22 protein-coding genes are annotated in these 20591 nt (G+C 36.4%); 8 read left to right on the top strand and 14 right to left on the bottom strand.

The window, feature by feature from the left end:
* Nucleotides 1-207: 207 nt before the first annotated feature.
* The 3 genes from C8N37_RS11060 to pheT are packed head-to-tail and all read right to left on the bottom strand — an operon-like array spanning nucleotide 208 to nucleotide 3296.
* Nucleotides 208-498, bottom strand: coding sequence for a cell division protein ZapA (locus tag C8N37_RS11060; protein WP_021191210.1), 291 nt, complete (start codon nucleotides 496-498; stop codon nucleotides 208-210).
* A 56-nt stretch (nucleotides 499-554) separates the two neighbouring features.
* The gene (locus C8N37_RS11055) at nucleotides 555-863 is read right to left on the bottom strand and encodes a hypothetical protein (protein ID WP_045754170.1); all 309 of its coding nucleotides are present in this window, start codon (nucleotides 861-863) and stop codon (nucleotides 555-557) included.
* Nucleotides 864-899: 36 nt separating this feature from the next.
* Nucleotides 900-3296: a phenylalanine--tRNA ligase subunit beta gene (gene pheT / locus C8N37_RS11050; protein ID WP_108158936.1), complete on the bottom strand. Its 2397-nt coding sequence runs from the start codon at nucleotides 3294-3296 to the stop codon at nucleotides 900-902.
* A 375-nt stretch (nucleotides 3297-3671) separates the two neighbouring features.
* On the opposite strand from pheT, the gene purL reads away from it, so the two are divergent.
* Nucleotides 3672-7346, top strand: a complete 3675-nt coding sequence (gene purL / locus C8N37_RS11045; protein ID WP_108158935.1) for a phosphoribosylformylglycinamidine synthase — start codon at nucleotides 3672-3674, stop codon at nucleotides 7344-7346.
* A gap of 116 nt (nucleotides 7347-7462) precedes the next feature.
* Here the strand turns inward: purL and C8N37_RS11040 are convergent, their stop codons facing one another.
* Nucleotides 7463-7909, bottom strand: coding sequence for a DoxX family protein (locus C8N37_RS11040; protein ID WP_108158934.1), 447 nt, complete (start codon nucleotides 7907-7909; stop codon nucleotides 7463-7465).
* Between the two features lie 133 nt (nucleotides 7910-8042).
* Between C8N37_RS11040 and C8N37_RS11035 the strand changes: the two genes are divergently transcribed.
* On the top strand, nucleotides 8043-8234 hold the full coding sequence (locus tag C8N37_RS11035) for a hypothetical protein (protein ID WP_108158933.1): 192 nt from the start codon (nucleotides 8043-8045) through the stop codon (nucleotides 8232-8234).
* A gap of 38 nt (nucleotides 8235-8272) precedes the next feature.
* On the opposite strand, the gene C8N37_RS11030 is transcribed toward C8N37_RS11035, so the two are convergent.
* From C8N37_RS11030 to C8N37_RS11015, 4 genes are all read right to left on the bottom strand, one after another.
* The gene (locus tag C8N37_RS11030; protein WP_108158932.1) at nucleotides 8273-9415 is read right to left on the bottom strand and encodes a glutathionylspermidine synthase family protein; all 1143 of its coding nucleotides are present in this window, start codon (nucleotides 9413-9415) and stop codon (nucleotides 8273-8275) included.
* Entirely contained in the window at nucleotides 9415-9786 is a 372-nt protein-coding gene (locus tag C8N37_RS11025; RefSeq protein WP_108158931.1) for a hypothetical protein, read from the bottom strand. The genes C8N37_RS11030 and C8N37_RS11025 overlap by 1 nt, the downstream gene beginning before the upstream one ends.
* Nucleotides 9787-9788: 2 nt before the next feature.
* Nucleotides 9789-10082: a hypothetical protein gene (locus C8N37_RS11020; RefSeq protein ID WP_108158930.1), complete on the bottom strand. Its 294-nt coding sequence runs from the start codon at nucleotides 10080-10082 to the stop codon at nucleotides 9789-9791.
* Nucleotides 10083-10245: 163 nt separating this feature from the next.
* Nucleotides 10246-10737 (bottom strand): hypothetical protein, encoded by a 492-nt coding sequence (locus C8N37_RS11015; protein ID WP_108158929.1) that lies wholly within the window; start codon nucleotides 10735-10737, stop codon nucleotides 10246-10248.
* 87 nt (nucleotides 10738-10824) lie between these two features.
* Here C8N37_RS11015 and C8N37_RS11010 point away from each other — a divergent pair, with 87 nt between their 5' ends.
* From C8N37_RS11010 to C8N37_RS10995, 4 genes are all read left to right on the top strand, one after another.
* Complete coding sequence (locus C8N37_RS11010; RefSeq protein ID WP_108158928.1) at nucleotides 10825-11469, top strand: YiiX/YebB-like N1pC/P60 family cysteine hydrolase; 645 nt, start codon at nucleotides 10825-10827, stop codon at nucleotides 11467-11469.
* 70 nt (nucleotides 11470-11539) lie between these two features.
* Complete coding sequence (locus tag C8N37_RS11005) at nucleotides 11540-12247, top strand: FkbM family methyltransferase (protein ID WP_108158927.1); 708 nt, start codon at nucleotides 11540-11542, stop codon at nucleotides 12245-12247.
* A 24-nt stretch (nucleotides 12248-12271) separates the two neighbouring features.
* Nucleotides 12272-12853, top strand: a complete 582-nt coding sequence (locus tag C8N37_RS11000) for a Crp/Fnr family transcriptional regulator (protein ID WP_045754160.1) — start codon at nucleotides 12272-12274, stop codon at nucleotides 12851-12853.
* A 134-nt stretch (nucleotides 12854-12987) separates the two neighbouring features.
* The gene (locus C8N37_RS10995; protein ID WP_052627610.1) at nucleotides 12988-13578 is read left to right on the top strand and encodes a YceI family protein; all 591 of its coding nucleotides are present in this window, start codon (nucleotides 12988-12990) and stop codon (nucleotides 13576-13578) included.
* A 56-nt stretch (nucleotides 13579-13634) separates the two neighbouring features.
* On the opposite strand, the gene C8N37_RS10990 is transcribed toward C8N37_RS10995, so the two are convergent.
* The 4 genes from C8N37_RS10990 to C8N37_RS10975 all read right to left on the bottom strand — a co-directional run bounded on the left by C8N37_RS10990 (nucleotide 13635) and on the right by C8N37_RS10975 (nucleotide 17352).
* Nucleotides 13635-14423, bottom strand: a complete 789-nt coding sequence (locus C8N37_RS10990; RefSeq protein WP_244914400.1) for an SDR family oxidoreductase — start codon at nucleotides 14421-14423, stop codon at nucleotides 13635-13637.
* Nucleotides 14424-14452: 29 nt separating this feature from the next.
* Complete coding sequence (locus C8N37_RS10985; RefSeq protein ID WP_108158926.1) at nucleotides 14453-16108, bottom strand: ABC1 kinase family protein; 1656 nt, start codon at nucleotides 16106-16108, stop codon at nucleotides 14453-14455.
* Between the two features lie 97 nt (nucleotides 16109-16205).
* Complete coding sequence (locus C8N37_RS10980) at nucleotides 16206-16856, bottom strand: hypothetical protein (protein WP_108158925.1); 651 nt, start codon at nucleotides 16854-16856, stop codon at nucleotides 16206-16208.
* Complete coding sequence (locus tag C8N37_RS10975; RefSeq protein ID WP_108158924.1) at nucleotides 16846-17352, bottom strand: RNA polymerase sigma factor; 507 nt, start codon at nucleotides 17350-17352, stop codon at nucleotides 16846-16848. The genes C8N37_RS10980 and C8N37_RS10975 overlap by 11 nt, the downstream gene beginning before the upstream one ends.
* Before the next feature lie 134 nt (nucleotides 17353-17486).
* On the opposite strand from C8N37_RS10975, the gene C8N37_RS10970 reads away from it, so the two are divergent.
* The gene (locus C8N37_RS10970) at nucleotides 17487-17927 is read left to right on the top strand and encodes an acyl-CoA thioesterase (protein WP_045754156.1); all 441 of its coding nucleotides are present in this window, start codon (nucleotides 17487-17489) and stop codon (nucleotides 17925-17927) included.
* Between the two features lie 49 nt (nucleotides 17928-17976).
* Here C8N37_RS10970 and C8N37_RS10965 read toward each other — a convergent pair whose 3' ends face one another.
* On the bottom strand, nucleotides 17977-18420 hold the full coding sequence (locus C8N37_RS10965) for an Hsp20/alpha crystallin family protein (protein ID WP_045754155.1): 444 nt from the start codon (nucleotides 18418-18420) through the stop codon (nucleotides 17977-17979).
* Nucleotides 18421-18810: 390 nt separating this feature from the next.
* On the opposite strand from C8N37_RS10965, the gene C8N37_RS10960 reads away from it, so the two are divergent.
* Nucleotides 18811-19578, top strand: a complete 768-nt coding sequence (locus tag C8N37_RS10960; RefSeq protein WP_045754154.1) for a methyltransferase domain-containing protein — start codon at nucleotides 18811-18813, stop codon at nucleotides 19576-19578.
* Here C8N37_RS10960 and C8N37_RS10955 read toward each other — a convergent pair.
* Nucleotides 19558-20226: a methyltransferase gene (locus C8N37_RS10955; RefSeq protein ID WP_045754153.1), complete on the bottom strand. Its 669-nt coding sequence runs from the start codon at nucleotides 20224-20226 to the stop codon at nucleotides 19558-19560. The two genes, C8N37_RS10960 and C8N37_RS10955, sit on opposite strands and share 21 nt — an antisense overlap.
* Nucleotides 20227-20591 lie beyond the last annotated feature (365 nt).

Here is a 20591-nt window from a genome sequence, read left to right as displayed (position 1 = left end):
ATTTTCAAAAAAAAACCGCAATTAAATAAGGGTATCTAATATTATTAAACTTCTAATATACATAATTAGGCTATGATCATGGTCCAGATGGCTTACGCAAAATGACCTACATCTTTTCGCCTGTAATATTGAAGCGTTAAGTTTAAAATAGTGACAACCCGAATTCAATTGCGGCAAATTCGTTTAGTAAAGCGCTATAAAGAACGATTATTTTGTAAAGAAATTAGATAATAGTTGATCCAGTTCATGAACCGATTGCTCTAAACCCTGATCCTGTGTCTGCACCTGTCGCTCCGCTTTCAACATTCCTGTTGCATATTGGAGTACACACATCGACAATAAATCTTGCTTATCACGAACAGTATAACTATCCTGTAACTCTTTTACTTTTTCATTAATCAATTTCGCTGCATGGCGGATAATCTCCTCCTCTGCTGTATCTACACGAAGCGGATACACTCTATCAGCGATATTTATTTTGATGGAAATCTCTCCCATTGTTATTTGAGCTTTACGTTGTATTAGTAAGTTGTCCCCTCTACTTCTAGATCGACTTACTTCAACAAACTAATACATTTGTCTATTTCTCGCACAAAATCGTTAATTTTTTGCTTTGTGTCAAGTATTTTTTCATTAATTGCATCTTTGTCAGCTTCAGAACTATCTAAAGAACGAGCAACTGCCATTGCTTTCATCTGTTCTTCCATTTGTTTGTTCTTGTCGCTACACGTATTAAAAGCAACTTGAAGTGATTGAACCTCTAATTTAAGTAAATCATTCTCTTCTTGCAAGACTTCGCACATTTGAATTAAATTTTTCGTTTTCTCAACGATAATATTCATTTGTGAAGATAATGCTGCCATATATTAAATTTATACAATTAAATCCGATTATTCAAATTAACCACGCACTTCTGCGCTTACTTCTTTCTCAAAGTTAAGAATTAATTTTTGAACTATTGCGTCAATTTGTTTGTCCATTAAAGTTTTTTCATCATCTTCTATAATAAAACTTAAAGCATAAGATTTTTTGCCTTCAGGAATTTTATCTCCTTTATAAACATCAAATACTTTTACTTCTTTCAACAGTTTACGCTCGGTCTTATACGCTATTGTTTCCAGTTGCTTAAAGGTAACGGCTTCATCAATTAACAACGATAGATCACGTTTAACAGCAGGAAACTTAGATACTTCTTTAAATTTGATGACATTTTTACGAATAATCTTCAAGAGTTGATCCCAATCAAAATCCGCAAAAAACACCTGTCCTTCTACATCCGCTTTTGTCAATGCTGCAGTGGATACCGCACCAAATGTCACCAGTGCTTTTGTACCTTTCAAGTAGCTTAACCCATATGCATAATGATCTGTAGGCGCATCCTGCAATTGAAGTCCCTCTATTTTTAATCTTTTTAAGATTAGATCAACGACCGCTTTGAGATTATAAAAATTAACAGATTGCTTGCTGTTGTTCCATTGCTCCACTTCCAGTTTACCACTGATAGCAATAGACAAATGCTGCTTTTCTTTGTACCCTTCACCATCAATCGCATAAGTCTTTCCAAATTCAAAGATTTTTAGATCCGAATTTCTTCTTTTTTGATTGTATGAAACCGTTGTCAAAGCAGAAAACAACATGTTTTGACGCATGGTATCCAAATCTGAACTTAGCGGATTGCATAGACGAACAGCTGTAGCTTCGTCATCTGCGTAATCTAGCTTTGTTAATGAGTTTGAAAGGGTCTCTCTGAAACCGTTAGCAATTAACAGATCTGCCAATTGATTTAAAACAACTTCTTTATCTGGCTTTTCAGAGGTATTTAAGGAAGATTTGATCTGTGGTTTTAATTCCACATTATTATATCCATAAATACGCAATACTTCTTCGATAACATCCACTTCACGAGTAACATCTACACGGTAAGCTGGAACTAAAACATCCAAACCATCCGTTGATTCTTGCTCTATACCGATACCCAATGCTACTATAATTGACCTAATCTCCTCATCTGGAATATCTTGGCCGATCAATCGACGCACATTATGGTAGCTTACGTGGAAAGCAAACGGCTTAATTTCAGATGGATAAAGATCCGTGATCTGGGAACTAATATGTCCGCCGGCCACTTCTTGAATTAATATAGCTGCTTTTTTGAGTGCATTTACAGTAATATTCGGATCTGTTCCTCTTTCATATCGGAATGAAGAATCTGTTTTTAATTGATGACGTTTTGCTGTTTTACGAATAGAAACAGCATTAAAATAGGCGGACTCTAAAAATATATTTGTCGTAGACTCCGACACACCCGAATGAGCACCACCAAAAACACCGGCAATACACATGGGCTTTTCAGCATCGGCAATAACGAGATCTTCTGCGGATAGTTTGCGCTCTACAGCGTCCAATGTCGTGAATAGCTCATCTTGTTTTGCTTGTCGCACAACGATTTGATTACCTGCGATCTTATCCTGATCAAAGGCATGTAAAGGTTGTCCAAGATCATGCAAGATGAAATTCGTAACATCTACAATATTGTTAATCGGACGGATACCGATGACATTCAAACGTTCCTTTAACCAATCAGGGGATTCTTTTACTTGTACTCCTGAGATATTGATACCTGAGTAACGTGGACTTCCGGCATGATTTTCGACAACAACCTCCGTGTTGATCCCTGTTCCTTCTTTAAATAAAGAAAGATCAGAAGCTTTCATTTCTTTTCTATAGAAAGCGGCAATATCACGAGCCACTCCAAGGTGTGAAGCTGCATCTGCACGATTTGGTGTTAAGCCAATTTCATAACGATAGTCGTCCTCTATATGATAAAAATCCTTAACAAGTGTACCTACCTGAGCATCCAATGGCAACTCGACGATGCCGGCATGTGAATTGCCCAAGCCAACTTCATCTTCACCACAAAGCATTCCTTCAGAAACTTCACCACGAATTTTTGATTTATTGATTTTAAAGGGCTCGCCACTTGTTGGGTGAACAGTGGAACCAACAGTTGCGACAATCACTTTTTGACCTACTGCAACGTTTGGAGCACCACACACAATGTGTAATAAATCTGCTTGACCGACATCAACCGTCGTTACTTTCAATTTATCTGCATTGGGGTGTTGTTCACAAGATTTCACTTCGCCGATGACCAATCCCGCTAATCCTCCGGGTATACTTTGTACCACATCTAGAACCTCTACCTCTAACCCAACGTTCGTTAGAATTAAAGATAACTCCTCTGGTTTGGTATCGATATCAATATGATCTTTAAGCCACTTATATGAAATATTCATTTTAGAATCTGATTTTACGCACAAACTTAGATAAATTTGATCTGATTCGCAATATAATTGCAGTGTTATCAAGTCAAATTTATCGTTTTTGCCTCAGCCTTTGTGAGTTTTTGTAGTCGATCAATTGGATTAATTTCACTTTTATAGTATAAATTCATACATAATGAAGGGTATATTTCCCTGATTTCACCATGCAAACACCTAAAATTAGTTAACATATTTACCAGTCGAATAGGTCAAGTTTAAGAGAAAATAAGATCCCTGTATAAGAAAAATAAATTTTACGATTATTTAGCACTTTTGATTCCCGATAAGTCAAAGGATTAACGTAAATTTGTACTTTAATTTGAAGAACGTTCAAAACTTACAGTTATAATGATTCATTTCTTTGTGAACCCAAGCGACATCGTTTACGGTGTGCAAACCCTACAAGATTTATCTACCAATGATATCTCTAAACTAAACTGGCTATTTGGAAACGCTAACAAAATCGAAAAAGAAACACTAAACGATTATTATGTTGGTCCTCGTGCAGCTATGATTACTCCTTGGAGTACTAACGCCGTGGAGATCACCCAAAACATGGGTATTGAAGGGATCATTCGAATCGAGGAATTCCGAAAAGTACAAGCTGATTATAATGATTTCGACCCAATGATTTCTCAAAAATATGAGTCATTGACACAAGAAATGTATACCATCAACATTGCTCCTGAATCTATTTTAGAAATTGAGGACATCGATGCGTATAATAAGCAAGAAGGTCTTTCTTTAAACCCTGAAGAAGTTCAATATCTTTCGGACTTAGCAATAAAATTAGATCGTAAGTTAACCGATTCAGAAGTATTTGCTTTCTCACAAGCAAACTCCGAACATTGTCGTCACAAAATATTCAACGGTACATTTATTATCGATGGAGAAGAACAACCGACCTCACTGTTCAAATTGATTAAGAAAACATCCGAAACAAATCCTAATGAAATCGTTTCGGCATATAAAGACAACGTTGCTTTTGTTAAAGGTCCTCGTATCACACAATTTGCACCTCAATCGGCAGATAAGCCTGATTTTTATACCGAAAAAGAATTTGATTCTGTGCTTTCCGTAAAAGCTGAAACCCATAATTTTCCAACGACCGTAGAACCATTCGCTGGTGCTGCAACAGGTTCTGGAGGTGAAATCCGCGACCGTTTAGCTGGTGGTCAAGGTTCGTTACCGTTAGCAGGAACAGCCATCTACATGACATCATACTCTCGTTTGGAAGAAAATCGTCCGTGGGAGCAAGCGATGGAAGAACGTCCTTGGCTGTACCAAACTCCAATGGATATCTTAATCAAAGCCTCAAATGGTGCATCCGACTTTGGAAATAAATTTGGACAGCCTTTGATTACGGGTTCGGTGTTAACATTCGAACATGAAGAAGATGCTCGTAAGTTAGGTTTTGATAAAGTAATCATGCAGGCTGGTGGTATTGGTTATGGCAAATTGGATCAGGCTAAGAAACATACCCCAAAAGTTGGTGACAAAATTGTTATTCTTGGTGGTGAAAATTACCGTATCGGTATGGGTGGAGCAGCAGTTTCTTCGGCAGATACAGGAGCTTTCGGTTCGGGTATTGAATTAAATGCGATTCAACGTTCAAACCCAGAAATGCAAAAGCGTGCCGCAAATGCTGTTCGTGGTATGGTGGAGTCTGATCATAATCCAATTGTATCCATTCACGATCATGGTGCAGGTGGTCACTTAAACTGTCTGTCAGAACTTGTAGAAGAAACTGGAGGTTTAATTGATTTGGATGCTTTACCTGTAGGTGACCCTACCCTTTCAGCAAAAGAAATCATCGGTAACGAATCTCAGGAAAGAATGGGTTTGGTTATTGGTGAAAAAGATATCGAAACATTAAAACGTGTTGCAGACCGTGAGCGTTCACCTATGTATACTGTTGGTGACGTAACGGGTGATCACCGTTTCACTTTTGAGTCCAAGACAACGGGTGAAAAGCCCATGGATTATGCCTTGGAAGATTTCTTTGGTTCGTCACCAAAAACAATCATGAACGACAAGACAATTGTCAGAAATTATGAAGATGTAAACTACAGTACTGAAGATATTCCAACCTACTTAAATCAAGTCCTACAACTGGAAGCAGTGGCATCAAAAGACTGGTTAACCAATAAAGTTGACCGCTGTGTTGGTGGACGTGTAGCTAAACAACAGTGCGTTGGTCCATTGCAATTACCACTGAATAACGTAGGTGTAATGGCTTTAGATTATAAAGGCAAGGAAGGTGTAGCAACTACTGTAGGGCACTCTCCTGTGGCAGCAATTATCGACCCAGCAGCAGCAAGTAGAACGGCTATTGCCGAATCATTGTCAAACTTAGTGTTTGCTCCTATTAAAAATGGTCTTGCAGGCGTATCCCTTTCAGCGAACTGGATGTGGGCTTGTAACAATGAAGGTGAAGATGCGCGTCTTTATAAAGCTGTAAAAGCTTGTTCTGATTTTGCTTTAGAATTAGGCATCAATATCCCGACTGGAAAAGATTCGCTATCGATGAAACAAAAATACCCGAACGGCGACCATGTGATCGCGCCTGGTACTTTGATTGTTTCTGCAGCTGGTAATTGTACCGATATAACACAAGTTATTGAACCTGTATTAAACAAAAATGCGGGGTCGATCTATTATATCAATCTATCAAAAGATAGTTTCAAATTAGGGGGTTCTTCATTTGCTCAGATCTTAAACAAGATCGGTAAAGAAGTGCCAACCATTCAAGATGGAGCATATTTTAAAACGGCATTCAATACGATCCAAGATCTAATTAAAGCAGGACAAATTGAAGCAGGTCATGATATTGGTTCTGGTGGTTTGATCACGACTTTATTGGAATTGACATTTGCCGACGTTGATTTAGCTGCAAATTATGACTTGTCAGGTTTAGGTGAGGCTGATACGGTAAAAGCGTTGTTTAATGAAAATATCGCTGTTGTTTTACAAGCAAAAGATGATGCTATTTTCGAAAGCACATTGACGGCAGCTGGAGTTGAAGCGGTGAAAATTGGTGAAGCGATCGCTGGCACGGAAGTTTCCTTCAAAAATAATACGGATACGTTTACTTTCAATGTAATCGAAACACGTGATACTTGGTATAAAACTTCTTTCCTATTGGATTCAAAACAATCTAAAAATGGAACGGCACAAGAGCGTTATAACAATTACAAAAATCAACCATTGAATTTTGTATTCCCGAATCACTTCACAGGATTGAAACCTGCCATAGACCAATCAAAGCCTAGACCTAAGGCGGCTATCATCCGTGAGAAAGGCTCCAATTCTGAACGTGAAATGGCTAATGCCATGTTCTTAGCTGGATTTGACGTAAAAGATGTCCACATGACTGATTTAATTACTGGTCGTGAGACACTTGAGGATATCCAATTTATCGGTGCTGTTGGTGGATTCTCTAATTCTGATGTCTTAGGGTCAGCTAAAGGCTGGGCTGGTGCATTTTTATACAATGAAAAAGCGAAAACAGCTTTAGAGAACTTCTTTAAACGCCCTGACACCATGTCGGTGGGTATCTGTAATGGATGTCAATTGTTTATGGAGTTAGAACTCATCAATCCTGAACATGATGTTCATGGTAAATTGATTCATAATACTTCACAGAAGCATGAATCTAATTTCCTATCGGTAACTGTTGAAGAAAATAACTCCATTATGTTATCTACACTAGCGGGTACAACGTTAGGTGTATGGATTTCACACGGAGAGGGAAAATTCAATTTGCCTCAGGAGGAGTCAGCATACCATATCGTAGCAAAATACGCTTATGAAGCATATCCGGCAAACCCGAATGACTCTGATTATAACACAGCAATGCTTTGTGACAAAACGGGTCGCCACTTGGTCACTATGCCACATATTGAGCGTTCTACTTTCCAATGGAACTGGGCTAACTATCCAAAAGGACGCCAAGATCAGGTCACACCATGGATCGAGGCTTTTGTTAATGCCCGTAACTGGATCGCAGAAAATAAAAAATAAATTACAGCGTATAGCTTCATAAAAAAACTCCTGCAAAATAATTGCAGGAGTTTTTTTTATTACCATAGGACACTAAAAAGTGTATTTAGTATACTGGTTAAACTTGAGCTGTACAATTAAATTCTTCTGCTATACCCCGGCTTATTCATCAAACTATCTAAAGAATATTTACCAGACCCCATAACCAGAAAAAGGATGAGCATAAGCAAGACAACAATGGATAACCAAAGTTCTCCATTTAAAAAGCTTAAGCCATTGGTTAAATTAACAAAGAAAACAGCCCCAAACAAAATGGGCAGCAATACTATTGCAGCTAATCGGGTTTGAAATCCAAAAACAATAAACAGACCTCCAACAATTTGAGCAAAGACGATATAATGTACTCCTCCCCAAATATATAAGGTATAATTCACTTGCTGCACCAAGGAACTGACACGATCAAGATCGCTAACAAAGCTCAGTCCTTTTATTAGGATCAAAAAACCAACTATTATCCGGAGGTAATCTATCCATCTGGGATGATGGGTATCCCCCCAATGTTCAATTTTGTGAATAAGGTTCATAATATTTTCCTTTCTTATTGGTATATGACTAGAACAAATCATCATTCGTTTTGTTTTTTATCATTTTTGACATCCCATTCCTCTCATATCAATTAGATCCAGTATATTGTACTCCTGATCGAAGTAAAAGAGAATGTATCCTTATCACAATAAGATTAAACAGCGAATTAACAATGGTGAACTCATCAAGTATGAGTATGTGGACAAGTATAAACAGATAGCGCCCTGCCTTTTACTATATTTCAATACAGAACCTTATGTGAGACCCATAAGAGCGCATCGTTTTGAAGAGTACGAGAAAATCTTAAGTGATCAGAAAAAATAAATAAAGGGGGATATTTATTTTATTGCTATTAAATACTTTTAATGCTTGATGATATGTGGTACAAATCGACTTTTATCCGTTGTGATGGGCATCGTAGACTCCCTAAAACTGATTCCACAGGGTTCTTGCCCAATAATCCAACTTCCTATGATAGAAAAACCAGATTCTTCTTTGTGTAAAGTAGCTAGTTCTTGATAAATATAACCTTCCTGTCCATAATCCCCTGGCGTCGCATAGATCAGTTCCTTATCATAGTAGAGATCAATATTGGCACCTTCTCTCGATAAGATCGGTTTTTTGATGTAGTTTTTAAGCATTCTTTGAGGTTCAAAATAAGCAGCCAATAAGTTGGGATGATGCGGAAACAACTCCCATAAAATAGGAAGAATAGCTTTATTGGAAAGGATCATTTTCCATGATGGTTCTATCCACTGCGTTCTATGGATATCATTCACGATATGATGGCCAAACTCTTCATGAACCATCCACTCCCAGGGATATAACTTAAAAATAGAGGTAATCGATTCACCCTCCAAATCTATAAAAGCATGACCATTCCAACCAATATCATCGATATAAATCAATTGTGTCTGTATACCTGCCTGAATAGCGGTATCCCTCAAATATTCAACATTGGTCAAATCCTCTAGTGTTTCTTTCGCACATGAAAAGTAAAGAACATCTCCTTTTAGATAGGGTTTGATCTCTTTCCAGCTCGCTATAAGCTGCTCATGTACGCTGTTGAACTGATCGGTGGATTCAGAAAAATAATGATTTTTCCAGTTCCATTGGACGATTCCACACTCAAATAAAGAGGTTGGTGTATCGGCATTAAATTCCAACAGCTTCAATTTTCGTTTGACCGAGTCGTATGCAAAATCAAAGCGACCATAAATCGAGGGAGATTCATTTTCCCACGATTGTTCGATATGGTGTACCATATGACCGGGGATATGAAATAGATGATATAGCTTATTGGCAATAACGTGTTCAACAGCTTTTAGACACATGTCCCAGACTTCTGTAGTTGCTTGATAAATGGTATCCGCTTCGCTATTGGTAATCTCATAATAATAATCATCGATCCAATAGGGTTCATCGTTGTCCGTATGATAACCATATCCAATAGCTGTCAATCTGGATTTCCAATTGGGATCAATGATGAGCTTTTTTACTTTCATTATGAACCGAAAGAAGATGACTTAGATGAAGCTGCAGTATTGCCAAATCCGCCTCTTTTTGCTTGATATGCAGCCGCTTTCTTCGCATTGGTTCCCGATACAGAACTTGGATTCAGATTGTTATTTGAATAGCCCAGACCAGCACCAATATGTCTAAAAGCCATAAACCATAAAAGTGATGACCCCATCCCTCCTCCTGTACGGTGCTGATCGCGGTAATCTTTGGTTACTTCAGTATAAGGTGCTGTAGAATCAGCACGCATAAAGACGCGTTGCTTCGCTTCCTCTGCTGGTGCAACAGGCTGCCCACATGAAGCCAATACGGAAGTAATCAGGACCAACTTGATCGTTGAAGATGCTTTTTTTCTCATATTTATTGAACAGTTACATAGATGGGTACTTCACTCAATGTTTGAGCTGTATCTCCCACACTCCAAGTATTGACACGTTTAGCTGTGATGATGGTATCACTTTTGTCCGCAATCTTTTCACCATTAAACCAAATATGCTGCTTAGTGATATGTAAAACAGAATCACCTTTTGTCTCTGTAACCAAAACAACTTCCCGCGCTGATTTCTTATCCAATTGCTCTAATGGCTTATCTTGATTAGCTTCGGAACAGCTCATCAATATCGAGATTGACAATCCGAAAAAAATATATTTCATTTCAATTGAGTTTAGTATAAAGATACTTAAATAGAGCTGTTCACAATAAATTGTATACGCTATGCCTCTACTTTTAGCTGACATCCGTATCCAATCAAGATGCGGAAATAATAAAATTGCTGAACCCTTTGGGTACAATCTCACTTCCCTGACACCCTAAAAATTAACATTCCTTATCGTAAGTACGATTCCAATGTTTATGACTATCCAAAGGAGTCGGTATCACCCGATATTCCAGATTGATTCCATTCAAACGTCTTTTTTTAATGCGTTTGTTCACCTCATTGATATAGGCAATTTGAGTGATCCGGAATGTTCCAAAACTAGTCCCTTTAATATCTTCTCGCTCTAATAAATCCTCGACCAATTCAAAATTGAAAAAACAACCTAGATAATCTTTCCAAAATAAAATAGGATTATCAATCTTATCCCGATAACTATCCTCTGGATAACACAATTCACCATCTTCGACTTCAAAATGATCGGCTAATACTTTATTGGTGTGTGCTACAAATTCTCTTGCAACCTCCTCATCTTCGATCGGAAGAAAAGATATCACATCTTCTTCTTCTAAGCTATCAAACATCAAATGATTATTGAAGCAATGAATCAATTCGGGTAATAACTCCACCACATCATTGTACATTTTTCCCATCTTGCAAAGATACAAAGATTCTATCATTAGATACTTATTTTTAGGTAATGAATCTATTTCTATCAAAATAGCTCGTACATTTATACCATGAAAATACCCGCTTTAGTTTTAGGCATTTTATTGATCCTGATCAGCACATCTGGTTTCGCTCAAAACGTGAAACTTAAAAACCTAAGAAATGGAGATTTAATTTTTGTCGAAGCCGAGCAAGAGCATTTATCAGGTGCTATCAATCGTGTCACCCAGCGTGATACAAATAGTTCTTTTGATCATATTGGAATTATCGAATATGATCAAGGCAATTTGTTTGTTTTACATGCAAGTTCCAAAAAAGGATCTATCCGTGAAGGAATTAAAAGTTTCAACCAGACTCAAAAAAAGGATCAGAATAACCTAGTGGTATACCGCCTTAAGGAGGAGTATCAAAGCACGATACCGAAGACTATTACTGCAGCAAAACTGATGCTAGGAAAGCCTTATAATTGGAGTTACATCTTGAATGACAGCAGCTTATACTGTTCCGATTTTATTGAACGGGCTTTTCGCCACGCGCATATTTTCCAATTAGAACCTATGACCTTTATCAACCCATCCACAGGTAAAATAGATGATTTTTGGAAAGATTTCTATCAGAAGCAGGGATTAGAAGTACCTGAAGGAGAATTAGGTTGTAATCCCAACGGACTGGCAGCATCAGATAAAATAATTAAAATTGGTCATCTAACGCTGTAAATTAAATTTCGATTTCATTTAAAATTAATTTTTATCGTAACTTACAAGCACCATTAAAGATAGAAATTATATGAGGCCAAGCCTGATCAATACGTTAAAGAAGCAGTATAAAATACTTACCGGAAAAATAACATCCTTTAAAATTGAGCATAAATGCCCTCATGTATGGTACGGCAATTCGTATGGCGGATTTTACGTTAATCCCGAACTATTACATGCTGACTCGATCATTTATTCCTTTGGAATAGGGCAAGATACTTCTTTTGACGATACCCTTATACAAAAACACAATTGTCATGTATTTGGCTATGATCCTACTCCGAAATCCATAGAATGGATTGCGCAACGAACAGATTTATCTCCAAAATTTCATTTTCACCCGGTGGGCTTAGATAATAAAACTGGAATAACACATTTCAATTTACCGAAAAATAAAGAGCATGTATCTGGCTCTATCATCAATCATCCCAATGTAGATGAGCATAACATGGTAGAAGTACAGATGAAATCAATAGTCGATATCGCTTTAGAAAATAACCATACGTATATCGATGTCCTAAAAATGGATATTGAAGGATCTGAATATTGCGTGATCGATAGTATATTAGATTCATCCATTGAAGTCAAACAAATTTTACTGGAAATTCACGAACGGTTTTTTGATAATGGAATGGAGAAAACGAAATCATTATTAGATTCTTTACGCCGCCACGGTTACCAAATTTTTGGAGTTTCGGATACCTTAGAAGAAATTTCTTTTATTAAGGTACTGGACTAAGATTATTGCAGACTTCATCATCCCATGGAAATTTTCAAATCCTATATAAAAAAAAGAATATCCGTTACTGAGGAACAGCTCGAACAGATCACCTCCAGCTATACCTTGACTCAAGTCAAGAAAAAGAGTTTTATTCTCCGTGCCGGAGAGATTTGTAATTTTGAAGGCTTTGTAAAAAAAGGTTGCTTTAAGATTTTTTATTTAACACCTAATGGCGAAGAACATATTTTATATTTTGCCATTGAAGAATGGTGGATTTCAGACATTGCGAGTTTTAATGAGCAGGAACCTGCTCAGTTATACATTCAAGCATTAGAAGACTCTGAAGTATTCATCATCTCCAGAGAACAAAAGGAACAACTTTTTCTTAACTGCACGCAGGTAGAACGTCTATTTCGCATCATGGCACAACGGGCTCAGGTTGCCTCTCAACATCGCATCATCGCGGCATTGGGGTTTACAGCGCAAGAGCGTTATCTGGATTTTATTAATCGCTACCCTAAAATATACCCTAGAATATCAAGCTTACAACTGGCCTCCTACATTGGTGTAACACAAGAGTTCCTAAGCCGATTGAAAAGACAAATTCTCAAACCTAACAAATAAGCTTATTTATTGATGTAGGTCAATTTTTTACAGCAATCATTTACTGATCTTTGCTCAAGTAAATCAAACAGCTGGTTTGTGGATTATAAAACATTTTATACAACCTTGCTGTTAAATAGATAAAAAGAAAGATCATGAATAATTTTTTCAAAATTGTAGCAGCTGCAGCCTTAATGATTAATGGCGCCGTAGCACAGGTTAAATGGACAGCAGATCCAGCACACACAAACGCAAGATTTGATGTCAATCACTTAGGGATAAGCTTTGTTGACGGAGAGTTTACAAAAGTATCGGGTTCAATCGATGCTCCTACCAAAGAAAACTTTGATAACGCGAAAATAGATTTCACTATTGATGTCAACAGCATCAATACACGTGTCGATGCGCGTGATGGTCATTTGAAATCAGATGATTTTTTCAATGCAGAAAAATATCCAGCCATGAAATTGAAATCTGTTTCTTTTAAACCGGGTAAAAAGGGAAAATATATATTAGTAGCTGATCTGACCATCAGAGATGTGACTAAAAAAGTAACTTTTGATGTCACTCAAAATGGCGGAATCATCACGGATCCTTGGGGTAAAACAAGAGCTGGTTTTACAGCAAAAGCAACTATAAACCGCTTTGATTTTGGAATGAAATATAATGACAAATTACCATCGGGAGTAGAAGCTGTATCTGCAAATGTAGAAATTACTGTCAATACCGAACTGGTATTGAATTAAAACATAATTTTTAAAAAGAAACAGCGCTTAAGTAATTTCTTAAGCGCTGTTTCTTTTTAAAAGCCATTTAACATCCCTCCGTCTAAAGGGATATTTGATCCGGTGAGATAATTGGCATATTGAGAACAGATAAAAGCTACGAGGTAACCATACTCTTCTGGTTTACCCAATCGATTCATCGGTACTTGTTTCAACCGCAAAGCCAAAGCTTCATCATACGTAATATGGAGACTGTCGGCATCCATCTGGGTCAATGACTGAATACGTGCGGTATCAAAAAGACCTGTCAATATGCTATTCACGGTAATATGATCTGCCGCGACATCCTTCGCTAATGATTTACTCCAACTCATCAATGCTGTACGGACTGTATTGGACAAAACCAGATTAGACATGGGTTCTTTTACCGTCAATGAGGATACATTGATAATACGACCAAATCCCTGATTTTTCATATGGGGCAATGCTAACTCGGTGGTGTAACAGTGTGTTTTAAACAAAAGATCAAACGCACGCTGGTAGTCTTCTAAGGATTGTGCAGCAATGGTACCTGCTTTTGGTCCATTGGTATTATTGATTAAAATATCAACCACATGATCATTAAAATAATGAGATATGGCGATCTTATATTCTTCGAAATTATTAAAATCAACAACAAGATAACGATGTGTCTGTCCCCTACTCCGATCTAAGGTGGCGAGTGCTATTTTTAATTTATCTTCATTTCTAGCCATTAGGGTGACCGAAGCGCCATGTAAGGCGAGCTGTTGCGCAATAGCACAGCCTATTCCTCCAGAACTGGCTCCAACTAATGCTTTTTTATTTTCTAAATTGATATCTATCATCTCATTTTTCTGTTTTAAACCTATAAAAACTAATCTCGATTTTTAGCGCGTACCATAGCGACAAATAAATAAATAGACAGGGAAAAAGAAGTTGCCAAAAAGACCCACGCCCAAATGGGAATTCCTAAAAATTTGGGTTCGACATGTGCTATTATAACCATTCCAGCAAGCATATTGAGTGACAAGACCATGATCCCGATGACGATGCGATTGACTCCCTTTCTCAATATCTGCGTAAATGACTTGGCACTGATCAAGTGATGGTTGAGGGTGAAATTACCGAGTTTGATCTGTCTAAATAAACTTCTGAGATCGTCCGGTAATTTTTCAATATCACGAACAAATGAAAAGGCTTTATTTTTTCCTTTTTCGAACAAGTACCTCGGATCCATCCGCTCCCGCATAATACGGCTGGCAAATGGCTTGATACTTTTCATGATATTTAGATGCGGATTGAGCTGGCGACCGATGCCCTCCATCAATGATATACCACGGATTAATTGATAGATGTATTCTGGAAAATAAAGCCGGTTATCACCTATGATCGCCCATAATTTATCAAATAAAAACTCTAGACTAATATCGCCTAACGAAACATTATCAATAAGATCAAAAATTTCATATAAAGACCGTTCAAAACGAGCACGATCGGGAATACTACTTACGATAGCAACATCTTCTATGGTGTCAGCGAGATGGACGGCATTGGAAGAAACCGCAGCTTGAATAAATTCTTCTAAGTTTTGCCGGTCGATGGACAACAATTTGCCCATATTTCCAAAATCAATAAAGGCCAGTTTTCCATTGGGGAGCACCATTAAGTTACCGGGATGAGGATCTCCATGGAAAAAACCATGTACAATCACTTGTTCCAAATAAAGATTGATACCATTATCCACGATCTCTTCCAGATCTAATCCCATTGACTTCAATTTTTCCTTATCGGTCACTTTCACACCATCCATAAATTCCATTGTTAAAATGCGATCGGAACTTATTTTAGGGTATACTTTTGGAACTTTAATTTTATCATTGCCCTTAAAATTTTTAGCAAATCGTTCAATATTGTACCGTTCGTTCAATAACGAAATTTCCTGCACCAAAGTCGCGGCAAAGGAATCAACGATCAAAGGCAAGTTGAGATTATGTAATGGTTCACTATACCCTACTAATATTCGGGCGATATCTCTCATGAGAGATAAGTCTGTTTTTAGGACTTCATCAACCTGAGGCCTTCTCACTTTTACGACAACATGCTGTCCATCGATGAGCTTAGCTCTATACACTTGTGAAATAGAAGCAGCAGCGAAGGGTTCTGGATCGATATCTGAAAAGTGTTCATCAAAATTGATTTCCAACTCTTCTGCTATATAACTTTTGATATCAATGGTAAAGGGGTCGACACGATCTTCCAAGAATCGCAACTCTTCAATCAGTTCTTGAGGTAGTAAACCTTCACGTGTAGAAGCAGATTGTCCCAATTTAACAAATGCAGGGCCCAATTCTTCTAATGCCATTCGAATACGTCTGTAAACCGAGATGTTGGCAACATCAACCCCTATTTCTAAGGAAGGTTTATTCGTATTCCAAGGAAGTCTATTTAATAGATCACGAAATCCATATTTCGCGAGCACGCTAATGATATGGGAACTTCGTTGTAATTTCTTAGCTGAATTCTGCATCATAAAACCATCTTCGATAAGTTCTTCAAGTTACAAAAACCCTGCCTACATATCTAATTTATTGCAACATGATCAGCTATACATTCGTTAAAAATATTTTTTAAAGTTCCGCCTCTTCTTCCAAAGCATCCATATTATTTTTGATCATCTTTAAATATTTACCATAATAGTAGTAACTCATGGACTCAATGCAAATAACTAAAGAAATTAAACCTGCAAAAATCCCTAAGATGAAGTAAATAATAAAGGTGGAATCATTTTTCCAGGTTTCACCAAAGTGATAAATTTTGTCCATCCACTCTGCCGAATGGCCAAGCGAGAAAAAAATGAAACAGATGAGGATACCTTGAGGCATCAACAAGTAAGATGACATCTTATAGGTTTCGATAGAAAATTTTAAATCGTAATACAATTTCAGCAAATTTTCCCGAGAACTTAAGAGTTCAAACTGTTTGGTCGATTTATAGAAATAGAAAAACTTTTTATAATAAAACATGCTGGATAAACACATTTGTAATAAGATAGAATAGTAGGCTACTTTCACATATCCCGTAATCTGGTAAACTTCCAAATTAGGTAATACCAGTAAAAAAATAATCGCACATAACCAGGATATAAATTCCATCTTTATATTCCTCCTTAATTTCACAAGAATACTTCCCACTGATTTATAGTGACTAAGATTTGGATCAACCTCGAAATTATTTTCGGTTTGATTATTCCATTGTTCTTTTAATTCATCAAAATTCATAACCTTGTGTTTTAATAATCTGCTGCAACTTTTCTTTTGTTCTATTCAATTTAACACGTGCATTTACTTCAGAGATACCAAGATTCACAGCAATCTCCCGATGGCTCTGACCTTCCAAAAAAAGAAAAATCAATGCTTTTTCTACTGGATTGATATGCTGGACAGCTTGATAAAAATAACGTAACTGCTCTTCTTTTTTCTCGTTATCAAACTCATCCACGACATCAATATCTATAGTCAGCTCCTGTTGATCTGGTCTTCTTTTTTCTTTCTTGAAGTACATGAGAGCCGTATTGATGGCCACACGATACAACCAGGTAGAGAACAAACTTTCTTTTCTGAAAGAACCATACGATCGCCATAATTGCATAACAATTTCTTGAAATAAATCTTGCTGGTCCTCCAAATTGTCCATATACATACGAGACACTTTGATGATAGCACCTTTATTCTTTTCTATTTGTTTCAAAAATTGTTGTTCGTCTGGCTTTACCATTAACTGTTTAGACTCTTTGCCTTAAAAAATTAAATATATAAGATTAGTGCAGTATTTCTCTAAATGTTACAATACGACAGTGAAAATAATATTATTTTATTCACTACTTTAGTTTAAATCAAAAATATCATCATATGGATAACGTATTTTTTAAAGGTCAGGTGCTATGGGCTCAGATCGATCCCAATCGACACTTACGCCATTCTGCTTATGCAGATTTTTGTGCTCAAGCTAGAAGCAATATGCTAAATGGTATAGGATTGTCACTAAACCAATTTGCGATCCATCAAATTGGTCCAATTTTATTTAGAGAGGAGCTGATCTATCACCGAGAAATTCATCTTGACGAAGAAATATATGTTGAAGTTGAGCTGACGAAATATAACGTGGCAAATAGTCGTTTTTCATTTCGACATCTTGTTTTTAAGGCAGATGGTACTAAAAGCGCTACCGTAATTGTAGATGGGGCTTGGTTAGATTTAGAAAAAAGAAAATTGACTCCAATTCCAGATGAATGGAGCCATTTCATTGCGAAAATTCCTAAATCAGAAGATTATGAAGAAATCAGTGCATAAAAAAAGCTTGTAGGATAAATCCTACAAGCTTTTTTTTAATAAACACCTATTACTTAACTTCTATTAACCTTTTTGCAACAATTGAATCTTCTTTCTTACCTACCGATAAAATTAAAACACCATCTTCATACGTTGCATCAATATTACTATGATCTACCGTTTCTGGCAATGCAAATGATCTTGAAAAAGAGGTGTAATTGAACTCTCTTTTACTAAATAATTTCTCATCACTAACAGATTCTTCTTTTTTATCTGCAGAAATCGTGATAATTTTTTTATCTACATTGATCTTAAAATCTGACTTAGACAATCCCGGAGCAGCTAACTCAATACGAAAAGCCTTTTCTGTTTCAGAAATATTAACTGCAGGAACGCGAGAGATTAATCGATCTGAAATAAAAGAATCATTAAACAAATTATCAAATACTGTACTTACAAATGGATTTACAGAATCTGTATTCAAACTTTTTGTTGGAAATTTAATTAATGCCATTTTTTTATCCTCCTTTTAATATTTATATGTTACTTTATTAACCAATTTACAGGAGTATTTCAATTCCTATACCAAAATGAAAAAGTGTAAAATATATTGACAATATGTCTACTTTAAACTATTTAAATAGACATATTGTCATAATTAACAATCTTAAAAATAATAAATAGCTATAAATCAAACCTATACAAAATTCACATACAATTCAGGTTATTTCTCGATTTCAAAAAAATACAACATCAATTTTGGAGTATTTCAAACAAAAGATTCACTAAAACCGTTAATATGTTGCCTATTTACTTCACCACTATATCTGATGTAGATAGGCATAACAAGAATTGAAGTACATTTATTGTTCATATCATCCCTTACATATATACATCAACAAGCATGAACTGGAATCCAGAAATTTATAATCAGTTTAAAGATATCCGATATCAACCATTTTATGATTTAATGAGCTTCATAACACCTGAACAACATCAAAATGCGATCGACATCGGTTGTGGTACTGGCGAGCAGACATTTATTTTAGCTAACCAATTGAAAAATGCACAATTTGTAGGTGTTGATTCATCTGAGGAGATGCTCGCTGAGTCAAAGCAATTTGTGCAGGAAAGATTATCCTTTAAGCAGGCTACGACTGAAGATGTGTTGGAAAGTAAACAAAAGTGGGATCTGATATTCAGTAATGCTGCTCTACAATGGTCCAATCAGCATGATAAACTATTTCCAAAACTTATAGCTCTACTGAATCCGCACGGTCAAATGGCTATCCAAATGCCTATGCAATCAGATAATGTCTTAAACCAACTCTTATTGGAACTGGTCGATGAACAGCCTTTTAAAAGTTACTTAAACGGATGGAAAAGAGAATCACCACTGTTGAGCATAGATGAATATGCAACCATCATGTTTCATGCTGGACTGATCCATATGCAAATCATTCAAAAGGTATACCCAATCATAGCAGAGCATGCGCAAGATTTATTGGACTTTATATCTGGATCTGCCTTAATTCCCTACGTAGATAGATTGAAGGGAGATCAAAAGGAAGAATTTATTACGGAATATAAAAAGCGTATTGAACTAAAATTCACTACATTTCCTGCTATATATTCCTTTAAACGACTTTTACTATATGGAAGAAAACCCTGATAGTTCGTTGCTATTAACATCTTCTCGCTTCAAAAAATTAATAAAAACCTCTTTACCTATCCTTGGTTTTATGCTATTATAACACTTTTCCATCGTCTGTAAGATAAAGTTGGGAGTAAATAGTTGTTGATAGATCATGAGATCTCCTCCAAATGGTGGACCAGGCTCATCTAACAATTGATCAAAAAGAACACCGACCATCCTTCCATTTGGTCTAAGTAAGGAGGATACTTTCTGCACATATTCAGCGCGTCGCTCTGGTGCAATAGCACAAAAAAAAGTTTGCTCCAACAGCAGGTCATATTGCCCTTCATGTTCAAAAAAATCAGTACAGAGTACGTTTACTGCCGTTTGATCCGCAAACTTTGCCTTTACCCGTTTTATGGCCTCAGGAGCAAAATCAATTAAAGTTATATGCTTAAAATTATGTTCAAGTAAATACACCGCTTCGTGGGCATTGCCGCAACCCGCAATCAGGATCTGAGCTTCTTTATTTGGGTATTGATCCATATAGGCACATATAGCTGGAGAAGCATAGCCAATATCCCAACCGATCTGATTGCCTTGCCATTTTGAATTCCAATATTCTTGATCTAAGGTTGAATTCAATTTTTTATCCGAAGAAGGGATTTCTATTCTTTTAATCATAAATAGTACGATTTTAAAAATGCCTTATTTGCTGTATGATATCTATAAATCAATTAAAATAGCCGTTTTAAAAAAAATAATGGCGATCGCAAAAAAATAAAAAAAACTTTTGCTTAGTGTAAAAATAACACTATATTTGTATCATCATAATTTAGGTTTATAATTGGTTATAAAGGTTTTCATTCTCCCCGTTTGAAAACCTTTTGTTTTTTACTATAAATCCATTTTTTTCAAGCCCTAATAAATTCCTTTCTCCATATCAGGAGGATTGATTCATTTGTCTTCAGATTGCTTGATAAATTGCAGAAAAGAAATGGTAAACCATCATCTTACATTTAAAAATAATATAGAATATGGATATTTAA

This window comes from Sphingobacterium faecium, from assembly GCF_003054045.1.
Lineage (GTDB): Bacteria > Bacteroidota > Bacteroidia > Sphingobacteriales > Sphingobacteriaceae > Sphingobacterium > Sphingobacterium faecium.
The sequence above is the reverse complement of the archived record's forward strand: the minus strand, read 5'-3'. Positions and strand labels throughout refer to the sequence as shown.